Consider the following 11792-nt stretch of genomic DNA (forward strand, 5'->3'; position numbering starts at 1 on the left):
GAAGGTTGAATTTTCGCCTTATTCGCCCCTTGCAAATCCTCCGGCGATGGTCCAAATATCGCCGGCACGGAGAGGTGGCCGAGTGGTCGAAGGCGCACGCCTGGAAAGTGTGTAGGCGGGAAACCGTCTCCAGGGTTCGAATCCCTGTCTCTCCGCCATCCATTCCCGGTTTCAGCAAGATGTTTGCTCAGGCACTGAGCCAGACCGGCGCGATCAAGTGTCGCGCGGGGTTGTGACAGCCAAAGTGATGGGGTCCTTGCGGGCAATGCTCTGACCATCTGATCAATGCCGCAGGAAGGGCCAATTTCTGCCATATCCGCAGTGCAAAACTCTGGCCCAACGTAGTCGATCGGAACAAAGACCAGCTGTGGTGCCAATTGATGTGTCGCATGGGTAACTACCCCTCGAAAACTGGCGTTTGCCAATTAGCGATCGCTGATTGTTGGGATATCAAGTTCTGCAACCAGACGTTAAATGAAAAACAACAGCAGCGTGTCCGCAAGGCCAGAACCCGGAGCGCTGAAAATTGAGCAGAAAAATCGCGTTCGGAGGTTCAATGTTACTGTCTGTGGTCGTCCCGTGCATGAACGAGGAGGAGTCAATTCCTCTTCTTGTCGGGCGTCTGATTGCGGCGACCGAGGCCTGGCGCGACCAGTCCGAGATTATTCTGGTCGATGACGGCTCGACGGATGGAACGTGGGACGCGATCTGCAAGCAGTGCAACGAACATCTCGCGCTGCGTGGGTTGAAACTGTCGATGAACCGCGGCCATCAGGTGGCTCTGACAGCAGGGCTGATGGCGGCCAAAGGCAACCGCATTTTCATGCTGGACGCGGATTTGCAGGACCCGCCCGAACTGTTGTCGGACATGATGGCGATGATGGATCGTGGCTATGACGTGGTTTATGGGCGCCGTAGCGAACGCAAAGGTGAAAGCTGGTTCAAGAAGGTGACGGCGCATGGATTTTATCGCGTATTGAATCGCCTGTCCGATGTGCCCATCCCGAACGATACCGGCGACTTCCGTCTGGTCAGCCGGCGTGCGCTGGACGCGGTGCTGCAAATGCCAGAACGGGCGCGGTTTATCCGGGGCATGTTTGCCTGGGCGGGGTTCCGGCAGATTGGCATCGAATATATCCGGGATCCGCGCGTGGCGGGGGAAACGAAATACCCGCTGTCCAAAATGGTCCGATTTGCGTTTGACGCGCTGGCCAGTTTTTCGATCAAACCGTTGCAGGTCGCCACTCGGATGGCTTTTCTGACCCTGATCGTCGCGGCGCTGATGGCGGTTTATGTGTTCGGGTCGCTTATCCTTTACAACGCCGTGGCTGGTTGGGCGTCGACCGTCCTGATCATCAGCTTCTTTTCCGGGATACAGTTGCTGACGCTTGGCATCATCGGCGAATACCTTGGCCGGCTTTATGTCGAGGCCAAGGGTCGTCCGCTGTTCTATATCGACGAACAGGCCGGTCAGACGGTTGAAACAATCATAGAAGATCTGGCCGGGCAGCGATGAGCGAACGCCACCGCATATTCCGTTTTGCGGTCGTGGGCACCGGAGTGGCCGCCTATTACATGGTGGCATATCTGGGGCTGCTGCATCTGCTGTCTTCGCCCTGGATCGCCAATTTCCTTGCCTTTGGCTCGGCGATCCTGATCCAATATGTCGGCCAGACAACCTGGACCTTTGGCAAACCCCTTGTTGCGCCGGCGCAGTTCGGGCGGTTTCTTTGCATGATCGGGGTCGGGCTGGTCGTGTCGTCCATCATCACCGGTTACGCGGGACCGCGGATGGGCCTGTCAGAGCCCGTATCCGCCGCACTGGTTGTTGTCGTCTTGCCCATCCTCAACTTTGTGATCCTTCGGCTTTGGGTCTATCGCGAGCGAAATTCAGTCTAGAGATCAGCCATGTCGCACATCTATTCCAACGAGTTTTTTGACTATATCGATCAGGGCGCCAGACGTTCCGCCAACAGTCTGATCCATTATGTCCAGTCCTGGATTCAACCCGAAAGCGTGGTGGATTTCGGCTGCGGTCGCGGCGTGTGGCTGTCCGAGTGGTCGGCGGCGGGCTGTACCGATATCGCGGGCGTGGACGGCGATTATGTCGATCGTGAACGGCTTGCCATACCGCGCGAAGCGTTTTTCGGCGAAAACCTCGTGCAACCCATCGATCTCGACCGCCGGTTCGACTTAGCGCAGTCGCTGGAGGTCGGGGAACACCTTCCGCATGAGGCTTCGGATAGTCTGGTGCAAAGCCTGACGACCCATGCCGATCTGATCCTGTTTTCGGCTGCGGTGCCCGGGCAGGGGGGCGAGTTTCACATCAACGAACAGCCGCTGTCCTTCTGGCAGGATCTGTTCGATCAGCGCGGCTATGCGGCCTATGACTGCCTGCGGCCGGCCATGTTCGGCAATTCCATGATCGAACCCTGGTATCGCTATAACACCGTTCTTTACGCCAATGACGAAGGCGCAAAAAGGCTGCCGCCCGAGGTTCTGAAAACCAGGGTAGAGAGCGGCGCGCTGAAAGAGGTCGGAACCCTGGGTTGGAAGCTGCGCAAGATGATTGTGCGCAGGTTGCCGCGAAAGACGGTCACGGCGATTGCACAGGCCCGCGCCTCGATGATCGCGCGTGCGCACAGGGGCAAGGAATGACCCCAAGACCTTTGGGGCACGAACTCGCCCGGTTGACTTTGCTGTGCTTCGCTGCGCTGTTGTTGGTCTATCTTCCACAGCTTATGGATCCGTTTGTTCGTCACGATGATTTGCCGACGCTGGTTGGCAGTATTGACATGGCTTATGAAAAGGCTCTGGATGAAGGGCGATGGCTTAACTACTGGTGGCAGTACCGACCGATCCTGCTGCCGGCGCCGGTGCATTTCCTGATATACCTTGCGGGATGGTCGGTGTTTTCCGCATCAACCGCAGTGATCCTGTTGGGCCGCGAGGTCGGGGGTTGGTACAAGGGCTATTTCGCGCTTTTTGTTGCCCTGTCAATTCCCGCGTTTTTTATATCCTTCTGGTTCAACACGCTGATTCCGGGCATGTTCGTCATCACTCTGTTTGCAGTGGCGACCGTGTTTTTGCCCCATTGGGTCGCCCGTGCTTTGTTGATGGTGGCGGTGCCCTTGTCGTTCATGGCTTATACCACCTTCCCGTTCCTGCTGCTCACCCTTGTTCTGCTGTCCTGGAAAGCGCCCAAAACCTTCAAGAGCCTTGTGGTGACGCTGGGCTTCTTCTTCGTCAGCCTCGTTCTGGCTGTTCTGGTGGTCTATTCGCTCAACTACATCCATCACGGCATTTTTGGAATTCCCGTGGCCCAGTGGCGCAACCCCAACGAAGTCGAGACCGTGGCCGACCTGTGGGCAAATCTGGAAACGCAAAAGATCTACCTTCAGACCGCGCTTACGCAATTGGGCGGCGGGGTGGCCAATAACGGTGTGGGCCTGCTTGTGGTGTTCGCGGCCGCCTATGTCGCATTGTTCGTCCGGCAAAAATACCTTGCGTTTGTCATTCTGGTCGCAGCCGGGGCGGGGTTGGCACCGCTTTTTGCCAAAGCGCTGATGTCCGGAGTGAATGTCCCTGTTCGTTCGCTGGGGTGGATATGGATTTTGATCGGCCTGACCCTGACCTCGGTGGCAATCCAGCTGTCTGAGTCATCGACCAGATGGGGCAACATAGCCCGGATTACGCTGATGTGTGTGCTGCTGGTCAAGGTGCTGATGTTCGGCAAAACCACCTATCGGTTCTTCCCGCCGTGGCAGCAATCCACGCGCGAGATGGCCGAGGCGATCCCGGAAGGTACTGAAACCATTTACGTCTACGGCAGCTATTGGGGGCTGGAAGGCGCGCGCAGGGCGCATGTTCAGGCGTCGCGGGGACTACGGCTCAGGCTGAACTACCTGACCGGGGCCGAGGTGTTGATCTGTGATGAAACGCCTGCAGAGTGCAAGACCGCCGCGCCCTCGTTCGATCCCGGAGACTGGGCCCACGTTCCGGTGATCGAGGCAGCGGGCCAAAGCGCCTTTGTACTGCTGCCCAACCCGGACATAGGGCCGTGACAAAGGGGCGGTTGCCCGTCGGCATCGCATGACCTTTGACACGTTCCGGTGAGCGTCGGCTTTTTGCGTTATTCTTGGCGTAATGGTCGATTGTAACGGGTTTAAGAACGTTTTATGAAGGGTTCTCATTTTGAAACCCGTGCCCGGTTATGTGCACGCTGCCCGACAACTGGATCAAGCTGTCATGATTGACCTGAGCGATTTCAGCCCCTTGCGCGAAAGCCGCAACTACAAGATTTTCCAGCACCCTGAACTTGAGGGCGCGCTGCTGAAGGTGCGGGTGGATGAACCCGCCCGCAGCCATTTCATTCCGCGATATGCGGAATGGCGCTATGGCAATCTGCGGCAATGGAACCGTGAAGCAAACGAATATTTGGCCGTCCTAAATCGCGGCTGCCCGGAGATTGAGCGCCTGGCTCATTTCATGGGATATGCTCCGACCTCGCTGGGTCCTGCTATTGTGGTGGAAAAGCTGACGGGGCCGGATGGTGACCTTGCGCCGACCCTGCATTCCGAACGCGTGGCTCTTGCCAAGGACCGGGACGGTCGAAAGCGGCTGCACGATGAGTTCATGGAGCTTTTGGACGACCTCGAAAGGGGACAAATCGTCGTGGGCGACCTGAGCTTTGAAAACATTGTCCGCGCGCAGGAGCGTGACGGCAAACTAGTGATCATTGACGGGCTGGGTGAGCGGGTTATGTTCCCGCTGGCACTGTTCAGCAAATGGGCTTTCCACAAGTCGATCGAGCGTCGCCGGACACGTATGTCCAAAGGTTTTAGGCTGGGGGCGGGCTGACGCTTTTGCGCCTATCCGGCGACCTTTAAGGGAATGGCGTTTCGGACTTCTTTGCCGATCTCCTCAATCAGCGCCATCGCCGCCGGATTGCGGCGTTTCAGATGCGTGCGGGCGACGTAGGCAATGCCGGGTGGCGTGGGAAACACGTCCTCGATCACTGCAATGTCCGGGGTGACGTGCAAGCCGTTCAACAGCGCAACGCCCAGACCGGACCGCACCGCAGACTGGATGCCCGCCGCGCTGGGGCATTCCAGAACGTTTTCGAACCGGTGTTCCGCGGTTCCTTGCCCCCACTTTCTATAGAAGCACTGATTGTCAAAAGACAAAAACGGGACAGGCAGGGATGTATCGACCCGAAAATCCGGCGATTTGACCCAATGCAACGAATCCTCGAACAGGATTAGATCATCCGGCTGCACATCATCGCTAAAAATCTGCATGACGGCCACGTCCAGTTCGCCAGCTTTTAGCCAGGCCTGAACGTTGAGGCTCTGGCTGGTGCGCGTGCGCACCTGGACGCTGGGATAGAGCCGGGTGAACCGCCCCAAAATCCGCGCGATACCGCTGGTTGTGGTGTCTTCGGTCATGCCCAGCCGCAATGTGCCGGAGAGGGGCTTCCTGCCCAAGGCTGCCAGAGCTTCGTCATGTAAGTCGGTGATACGTCTGGCATAATCGCACAGGCGCTGGCCGGCATCGGTGAACAACGGGCTGCCCGGGCGGCGGGCCAGCAGATCGCAGTCCAGCGCCTGTTCCAGTCGCCGGATTTTGTGACTGACCGCCGATTGCGATAGCGCAAGATGTTCCGCCGCGCGGGTCACGCCGCCATGAGCCGCTATAGCCAGCAAAGCGCGCAGCGCATCAATTTCCAACCGTTCGTTCATTTGCTCGCCCATGACAAAAACAGATCGCTAGATGACAATCATTCATTAGTGTCACAACCTAGCGCCGGTCTACTTACAGGGAAAGAGATATTTTCGGAGCCCTCATGTCACATCTCGTCACCGATCATACCGTGGTCAATGGTACTCGCATTGCACACGGGACATATGGGACAGGCGAACCCGTGGTTCTGATCCACGGCACGCCGTCTTCTTCCTTTATCTGGCGCAACGTGCTGCCCCAACTGGTCGGGGCCGGTTACAAGGTCCATGTCTACGATCTGTTGGGGTTTGGACTGTCAGAGAGACCTTGGGACCCGGCCATCGACACGTCGGTCACGGGTCAGGTTCCGATATTTGAGGCTTTGCTGGAACGCTGGGGTATGGAGGACCTGCACATCATTGCCCATAACATCGGCGGCGGTATCGCGCAGCGCTTTGCGATCCAGTCGCCGCAGCGGGTCCGCTCACTGACGATGATCGACGTGGTCAGCTTTGACAGCTGGCCGTCCCGGCGGACCCGGGAACAGATGCAGGCAGGGTTGGAGCAGTTGATCAGTGCCCCTGACGCGGACCACCGCGCCCATTTTCGGGAATGGTTGCTGTCGACCGTCCAAAACAAAGAGCGTCTGGCTGAAACCGCGCTGAACACATATCTGGATTTCATCAGCGGTCCGATCGGGCAGGGCAGCCTGTTTCAGCATCAGGTCCGGCACTACGCCGCGGAACACACAAACGATCTGGCCCCCCGGTATCATGAGCTCGGCGCACGGCCAGTGCAGTTGATCTGGGGCGCCGACGATGCGTGGCAGGTCGTGGATTGGGCGCACAAACTGCAGGCTGCCATTCCAGGTGCTGAACTGCATGTTCTGGAAGACTGCGGTCACTTTGCGATGGAGGATCAACCCGAGCGCGTCGCAGCCCTTTTGATTGATTTTCTGAAGCGGAAGGGGTGAGGCATGGCTAAGATGGACACCACGCGCCAGCGCGGTTTGACAACTGTCTTCGAAATCACCGGATCGGTGCTGGCCATGGCCTATGCCCTGCTGATTGCGTCAAATATCGGGGCCGAACTTTTGGGGTTCACCCTGTTGCTGCTGTCGGCGGGCCTGTTCGCTGCATGGGCCGTAATCGATCGTCGATGGACCTTTCTGCTATTGCAGGTGTTCTATGCATCTTCGGCGGTGATCGGGCTGTTCCGCTGGGCGTAAACACCCCATAGGGGCAGCGCGGATTTCCTGCTAGGACAGGGCCATGCTGAAGGAAAACAGAATCGAGATCGGCTTTCTGCTGTTTGACGGGTTTCCCATGGCCTGCCTGACCTCGGTCATCGAACCGTTGCGGGCAGCCAATGAAATCGCCGGGCAACAGGCGTTCTGCTGGTCGTTGATTTCGGAACACGGGCAGAAGGTTCAGTCCAGTGCAGGCGTCGGGTTCGAGGCAGAGCGATCCCTGGCCGAATGCAGGGATACGGACATCCTGTTTCTGCTCAGCAGCCCCACATCCGGGTTCGACAACCCAAAGACCGGCAACGGGGCGCTGCGTGGCCTTGCCCGACACGGAATGGTTCTGGGCGGGATCAGCGGCGGTATCTTCCCGCTGGTGCGATCCGGGGTCATGAGCGGTCATCCAGTCTCGGTCCATTGGTGCTATGAATCCGCGTTCGAGGCTGAATTTCCGGATTTGGACGCCCGCAGCGAAGTGATCGTCAGAACGGCAAGCCGGTACACTGCCGCCGGCGCGGCGGCGGGGTTTGATCTTGCCCTGCACCTGATACAGGACCGGCTGGGCGGCGACGTCGCGCATGAGGTCGCATGCTGGTTCCAGCACCCGATGATGCGGGGGGCAGGGGTGCGGCAACAGGTTCCCGACGCCGCAGTACCAGACACAGGCGACGGTCTGCCGGCGCTGGTGTCGCGCTGTGTTGAGTTGTTCGCCGGCCATATGAGCCAGCCGATCTCAATTGCCGATGTCGCCGGTCGCACCGGCGTCACCCCGCGGCAGATCGAACGGGCGTTCAAACAGGCAACAGGTCAGAGCCCCAGCCACTACTATCGCGCCATGCGCATGAAGGCCGCGCGGCAAATGGTGGTGTATACCAAGGATCCGATCCCCGAGATTGCCGCCGCAATCGGCTATGGGTCGGTCGCGCCTCTGGTGACGCATTACCGGGCGGCCTTCGGGCTTAGCCCGAGCGAGGACAGGCGCCGTATCAACCGATTTCGGGTCGAGGACAACGCGCCCTTGCCGTCGGTCTGACCGTTGCCTTACAGCGCTGACCGCATGGCCGTGACGATGGCGTGGTGCAGCGACCCGGCCGAGGAACGCGGTCCATAGACGCTGAACGATCCGGGTGCCCGGCAGATCAGGAAACAGCCGATGTGATGTATGGCGCAGCGCGCGGCTGCGCCTTCATCGATGCGGCGCAGATCAAGCTGGCACAACAATTCCAGAACCGCGGGAATACCTTCGCCGCTCAGGTCGAACCGCGTCCAGGCGTCGGTTTGTTCCGTCACCGAGGCGGTTGCACCCATCGCTGACTTCACCTGATGAGCAATGTCCTCATGTGTCTCAATCGGTGCTTCGATCATCCATTGTTCGGGGCCGGCCCAAAATGCGCTGACAGCCGTGCCTGCACATCTGCCGATGTCCGGGGCCGGCGCGTCGATCAGCGATGACAGGGCTTTCGCCGCCGGTCCTTCCTGACCCAGACGCGCCGCGACCGACGCCAGCGCGACACCTGGAACTTCGGTGCATGTGACCCCTCCGACAATGTCCACCAAAGGTTCGGTATGGCCCAGCGCGGTTATAGCAACAAGATCATGCACGAAGACGCTCTCCTTCCGGGTCAACGAAATGGGCCGAGACGATTTCAACCTCGACGGTCAGGTCGGTCAGGGGTGAGACGAGGCGCATTTTCTCGCCCTGTCTTTCTGAACCGTTCTTCAACAGACCCAGCCCGATATTGCTGTTGAGCATGGGGGAATAGGCGGCCGAGGTGACATAGCCCTGATCGTGGGCGGCATCGACCGGGCCTGTGGCCGCCATCAGATGTCCGCCAGCGGTGACTTTATCGTCGGCATTCAGCGGCCTGATACCCACCAGCCTCAGCACCTCCGGCGCGTTCAGCGCCTCGCGTTCCGACAGGGCCGAGCCGATGCTGTCCTTCTTCTTTGAGACCATCTTGCCCATGCCAAGGTTCAGCGCCGTGGTAGTACCGTTCAGTTCGTTCCCGGCGGCATGCCCTTTTTCGATCCGCATCACGCCCAGCGCCTCGGTGCCGTAGGGTACGACATCAAACTCTTCGCCCTTGGCCATCAAGCGCCGCATCGTCGCGTCGCCATAGCGGGACGGGACCGCGATCTCAAAGGCCAGCTCGCCTGAAAACGAAATCCGGAACAGCCGCGCCCGCAGCCCGCCGCAAACGGTAATGTTGCCGCAGGCCATGAACGGGAATGCCTCGTTCGAGATGTCGAATTCCGGGTCCACGATCTTTTGCAGAAGCGTACGCGAATTGGGTCCGGCAACCGCAAACTGCGCCCAGGCTTCGGTGGTCGAGATCAGTTGGACATCCATATCCGGGTACAGGCACTGACGCACGAATTCCATGTGGCGAAAGACGCCGACGGCATTGGCCGTGGTTGTGGTGACGACGAAGTGATCTTCGGCCAGCCGCGCTGCTGTTCCGTCGTCCATTACCATGCCATCCTCGCGCAGCATCAGGCCATAGCGGGTTTTTCCGACGGCCAGCTTTGCAAACCCGTTGGCGTAAACGCGGTTCAGAAACTCAGCCGCGTCGGTGCCCTGAACGTCGATTTTGCCCAGCGTCGTGCAGTCGCACACCCCGACCGAGGCGCGGGTTTGGCGCACTTCGCGGTCCACGGACTCGCGCCAGTGCGTCTCGCCCGGCAATGGGAACCATTGCGCGCGCAGCCAGTTGCCGGCTTCGACAAACACCGCGCCGCGTTCCTTTGCCCAGTAATGCGATGGCGTCAGGCGGGTCGGATGAAAATCCTGCCCCTTCATGCGGCCCGCAAATGTAGCGATCGGAACGGGCGTGTAAGGCGGGCGAAAGATGGTTGTGCCGGTCTCGGGAATGGATTTTCCGGCCACTTCGGCCATGATCGCCAGCCCGCCGATGTTCGAGGTTTTGCCCTGGTCCGTAGCCATGCCCAGCGTGGTATAGCGTTTCAGGTGCTCGACCGAGCGGAACCCTTCCTGATAGCTCAGCCTGACGTCTTTGACGGTCACGTCGTTCTGCTGATCCAGCCAGGCGCGCTTGCAGCCCTGGACGTACCAGAACGGTTTCAGCGCAACCGGCGCATCCTCGGCCTCTGGCAGATCCGGCAGCGAACCGGTCAGATCCAGTGCGGTCGCAGCGCCTTCAGCGCCGGATCGCAGCGCGCCATGTGTCGACATCTCTCCATTTGCCGCACCCGCGACAGACAGGCCCACGGGCAGGTCAGGGCCGGGGACAAATGCCGCCAAGGCCTCATTCCATTTGGGGCGACCGCGTTGATGGCAGGTCAGGTGCACATTCGGATTCCACCCGCCCGACACGCCTAGCGCGCCGCAATCCAGCGTGCGGGTCTCGCCATTCGGAAGAGCGACCTCGACAAAGCTCAGCCCGCGGCGACCCTTGGTATCAACCACTTTGGCGCCCTTCAGAACCTCATAGTCATAGCTGGTGGGCGCATCTTCGCGCACATCGATAACAGCGGCAATCTTGACGCCCTTGGCATGCAAATCGGCGGCGGTGCGGTGGCCATCGTCATTGTTGGTAAAGATCGCAGCGCGCTGCGACGCCGTGACCGCGAAACGGTTGGCATAGGTTCGCAGGGCGCCGGCCATCATGATGCCCGGCCGGTCGTTGTTTTCGAAGGCAATCGGACGCTCGGTCGCCCCGGCGCAAAGCAGCGCCTTTTGCGTGTAGATGCGCCAGAGGATTTGGCGGGGTTTTCCGGCCGGCAAGGTTGGCAGGTGGTCTCCGGTCCGTTCGACAGCACCGTAGATGCCGTGGTCAAACGCGCCGATTACGGTTGTGCGCGGCATCAGGCGCACATTGGGCAAGGACGAAAGTTCGGCCACGGCCTGCGCTGCCCAATCACTGGCGCTTTGATCGCCCAGCGTGAACGTCTCGCTGTTCAGGCGGCCGCCTAGGGTGAAATCCTCGTCGGCCAGAATGACGTCCGCTCCGGCACGCCCGGCCGTCAGCGCGGCCATCAGACCGGCGGGACCCGCGCCGATGATCAACAGGTCACAATGTCGGAAACCCTTGTCATATTCGTCGGGATCAGCCTCTGTCGACAGCGATCCCAGCCCGGCGGCGCGGCGGATCATCGGCTCGTAAAGCTTCTCCCAGAACGCAGCGGGCCACATGAACGTTTTGTAGTAGAACCCGGCTGACAGGAAGTTCGAGAACAGATCATTCACCGCAAGCGCGTCGAATTTCAGGCTGGGCCAGCGGTTTTGCGATTGCGCTTCAAGCCCGTCGAACATCTCGATTGTTGTGGCGCGCGTGTTGGGCTCCTTACGGGCACCCGCGCGCAATTCGACGATACCATTGGGTTCCTCGGACCCTGCGGTCAGCACGCCGCGCGGGCGGTGGTATTTGAACGACCTCCCGACCAACCGGACACCATTGGCCAGCAGCGCCGAGGCCAGCGTATCGCGGGGATGCGCAGTATAGCTGCGGTTGTCAAAGCGGAAGTTCAGGGTCGTGTTGCGGTCGATCTGGCCGCCGTTCAGCCGGTTTTCCTGGTTCATTTGGATCGTCCCCGGGCGCGGGCCACGTCACGGGCCAGTTCCACCTTTGATATCTCATGCGTCAGCGTGTTGCGTGTGACGACCAGCCAAGACCGGTCGCCCGCCTCGTGGAACCACAACTCGCGATGTTCACCGGCAGGGTTGTCGCGCAGATAGGCGTATTCATAGAAAGCGTCGGCCGCGTTCTCGGCCTGCCAATCAGGCCGGTCGATCAATGAGGCATCGCCCAGATAGACGAATTCTGACGCGTCGCGGGGGCCCAGCAAAGGGTGGTTGATGATCATATCC

General features: G+C 59.8%; 12 protein-coding genes and 1 tRNA gene. 9 read left to right on the forward strand and 4 right to left on the reverse strand.

Going from position 1 to position 11792, the window contains the following annotated elements; translation table 11 throughout:
• Positions 1 to 68 precede the first annotated feature (68 nt).
• The 6 genes from ACXAC3_RS11660 (at position 69) to ACXAC3_RS11685 (ending at position 4860) form a co-directional block, all read left to right on the forward strand.
• Positions 69 to 158, forward strand: a tRNA-Ser gene (locus ACXAC3_RS11660).
• 398 nt (positions 159 to 556) lie between these two features.
• Positions 557 to 1516: a glycosyltransferase family 2 protein gene (locus ACXAC3_RS11665; RefSeq protein ID WP_475160187.1), complete on the forward strand. Its 960-nt coding sequence runs from the start codon at positions 557 to 559 to the stop codon at positions 1514 to 1516.
• Complete coding sequence (locus ACXAC3_RS11670) at positions 1513 to 1899, forward strand: GtrA family protein (protein WP_475160188.1); 387 nt, start codon at positions 1513 to 1515, stop codon at positions 1897 to 1899. Before ACXAC3_RS11665 ends, ACXAC3_RS11670 begins: the two co-directional genes overlap by 4 nt.
• 9 nt (positions 1900 to 1908) lie before the next feature.
• On the forward strand, positions 1909 to 2658 hold the full coding sequence (locus ACXAC3_RS11675; RefSeq protein ID WP_475160190.1) for a methyltransferase domain-containing protein: 750 nt from the start codon (positions 1909 to 1911) through the stop codon (positions 2656 to 2658).
• Positions 2655 to 4064, forward strand: coding sequence for a hypothetical protein (locus tag ACXAC3_RS11680; protein ID WP_475160193.1), 1410 nt, complete (start codon positions 2655 to 2657; stop codon positions 4062 to 4064). The genes ACXAC3_RS11675 and ACXAC3_RS11680 overlap by 4 nt, the downstream gene beginning before the upstream one ends.
• Before the next feature lie 184 nt (positions 4065 to 4248).
• Complete coding sequence (locus ACXAC3_RS11685; protein WP_475160197.1) at positions 4249 to 4860, forward strand: YrbL family protein; 612 nt, start codon at positions 4249 to 4251, stop codon at positions 4858 to 4860.
• Positions 4861 to 4871: 11 nt separating this feature from the next.
• Here ACXAC3_RS11685 and ACXAC3_RS11690 read toward each other — a convergent pair whose 3' ends face one another.
• The gene (locus tag ACXAC3_RS11690; RefSeq protein WP_475160200.1) at positions 4872 to 5741 is read right to left on the reverse strand and encodes a LysR family transcriptional regulator; all 870 of its coding nucleotides are present in this window, start codon (positions 5739 to 5741) and stop codon (positions 4872 to 4874) included.
• 104 nt (positions 5742 to 5845) lie between these two features.
• On the opposite strand from ACXAC3_RS11690, the gene ACXAC3_RS11695 reads away from it, so the two are divergent.
• Genes ACXAC3_RS11695 through ACXAC3_RS11705 form a run of 3 tightly spaced genes read left to right on the forward strand, consistent with a single transcriptional unit; the run spans position 5846 to position 7997 of the window.
• The gene (locus ACXAC3_RS11695) at positions 5846 to 6694 is read left to right on the forward strand and encodes an alpha/beta fold hydrolase (RefSeq protein ID WP_475160202.1); all 849 of its coding nucleotides are present in this window, start codon (positions 5846 to 5848) and stop codon (positions 6692 to 6694) included.
• A gap of 3 nt (positions 6695 to 6697) precedes the next feature.
• Complete coding sequence (locus ACXAC3_RS11700) at positions 6698 to 6949, forward strand: hypothetical protein (RefSeq protein WP_475160204.1); 252 nt, start codon at positions 6698 to 6700, stop codon at positions 6947 to 6949.
• Between the two features lie 43 nt (positions 6950 to 6992).
• Positions 6993 to 7997, forward strand: a complete 1005-nt coding sequence (locus ACXAC3_RS11705; RefSeq protein ID WP_475160206.1) for a GlxA family transcriptional regulator — start codon at positions 6993 to 6995, stop codon at positions 7995 to 7997.
• Between the two features lie 8 nt (positions 7998 to 8005).
• Here ACXAC3_RS11705 and ACXAC3_RS11710 read toward each other — a convergent pair whose 3' ends face one another.
• Genes ACXAC3_RS11710 through ACXAC3_RS11720 form a run of 3 tightly spaced genes read right to left on the reverse strand, consistent with a single transcriptional unit; the run spans position 8006 to position 11788 of the window.
• Entirely contained in the window at positions 8006 to 8566 is a 561-nt protein-coding gene (locus tag ACXAC3_RS11710) for a sarcosine oxidase subunit gamma (protein ID WP_475160209.1), read from the reverse strand.
• Positions 8559 to 11504 carry a sarcosine oxidase subunit alpha family protein gene (locus ACXAC3_RS11715; protein WP_475160212.1) on the reverse strand — a complete coding sequence of 982 codons (2946 nt, stop codon included), beginning with the start codon at positions 11502 to 11504 and terminating at the stop codon, positions 8559 to 8561. The genes ACXAC3_RS11710 and ACXAC3_RS11715 overlap by 8 nt, the downstream gene beginning before the upstream one ends.
• The gene (locus ACXAC3_RS11720; protein WP_475160214.1) at positions 11501 to 11788 is read right to left on the reverse strand and encodes a sarcosine oxidase subunit delta; all 288 of its coding nucleotides are present in this window, start codon (positions 11786 to 11788) and stop codon (positions 11501 to 11503) included. The genes ACXAC3_RS11715 and ACXAC3_RS11720 overlap by 4 nt, the downstream gene beginning before the upstream one ends.
• Between the last annotated feature and the right edge of the window lie 4 nt (positions 11789 to 11792).

Source organism: Ruegeria sp. ABV4_181 (assembly GCF_056158465.1).

Coding starts and splice junctions, on each gene's coding strand:
- ACXAC3_RS11665 (WP_475160187.1), top strand. CDS start 557: ATGTTACTGTCTGTGGTCGTCCCGTGCATGAACGAGGAGGAGTCAATT.
- ACXAC3_RS11670 (WP_475160188.1), top strand. CDS start 1,513: ATGAGCGAACGCCACCGCATATTCCGTTTTGCGGTCGTGGGCACCGGA.
- ACXAC3_RS11675 (WP_475160190.1), top strand. CDS start 1,909: ATGTCGCACATCTATTCCAACGAGTTTTTTGACTATATCGATCAGGGC.
- ACXAC3_RS11680 (WP_475160193.1), top strand. CDS start 2,655: ATGACCCCAAGACCTTTGGGGCACGAACTCGCCCGGTTGACTTTGCTG.
- ACXAC3_RS11685 (WP_475160197.1), top strand. CDS start 4,249: ATGATTGACCTGAGCGATTTCAGCCCCTTGCGCGAAAGCCGCAACTAC.
- ACXAC3_RS11690 (WP_475160200.1), bottom strand. CDS start 5,741: ATGAACGAACGGTTGGAAATTGATGCGCTGCGCGCTTTGCTGGCTATA.
- ACXAC3_RS11695 (WP_475160202.1), top strand. CDS start 5,846: ATGTCACATCTCGTCACCGATCATACCGTGGTCAATGGTACTCGCATT.
- ACXAC3_RS11700 (WP_475160204.1), top strand. CDS start 6,698: ATGGCTAAGATGGACACCACGCGCCAGCGCGGTTTGACAACTGTCTTC.
- ACXAC3_RS11705 (WP_475160206.1), top strand. CDS start 6,993: ATGCTGAAGGAAAACAGAATCGAGATCGGCTTTCTGCTGTTTGACGGG.
- ACXAC3_RS11715 (WP_475160212.1), bottom strand. CDS start 11,504: ATGAACCAGGAAAACCGGCTGAACGGCGGCCAGATCGACCGCAACACG.
- ACXAC3_RS11720 (WP_475160214.1), bottom strand. CDS start 11,788: ATGATCATCAACCACCCTTTGCTGGGCCCCCGCGACGCGTCAGAATTC.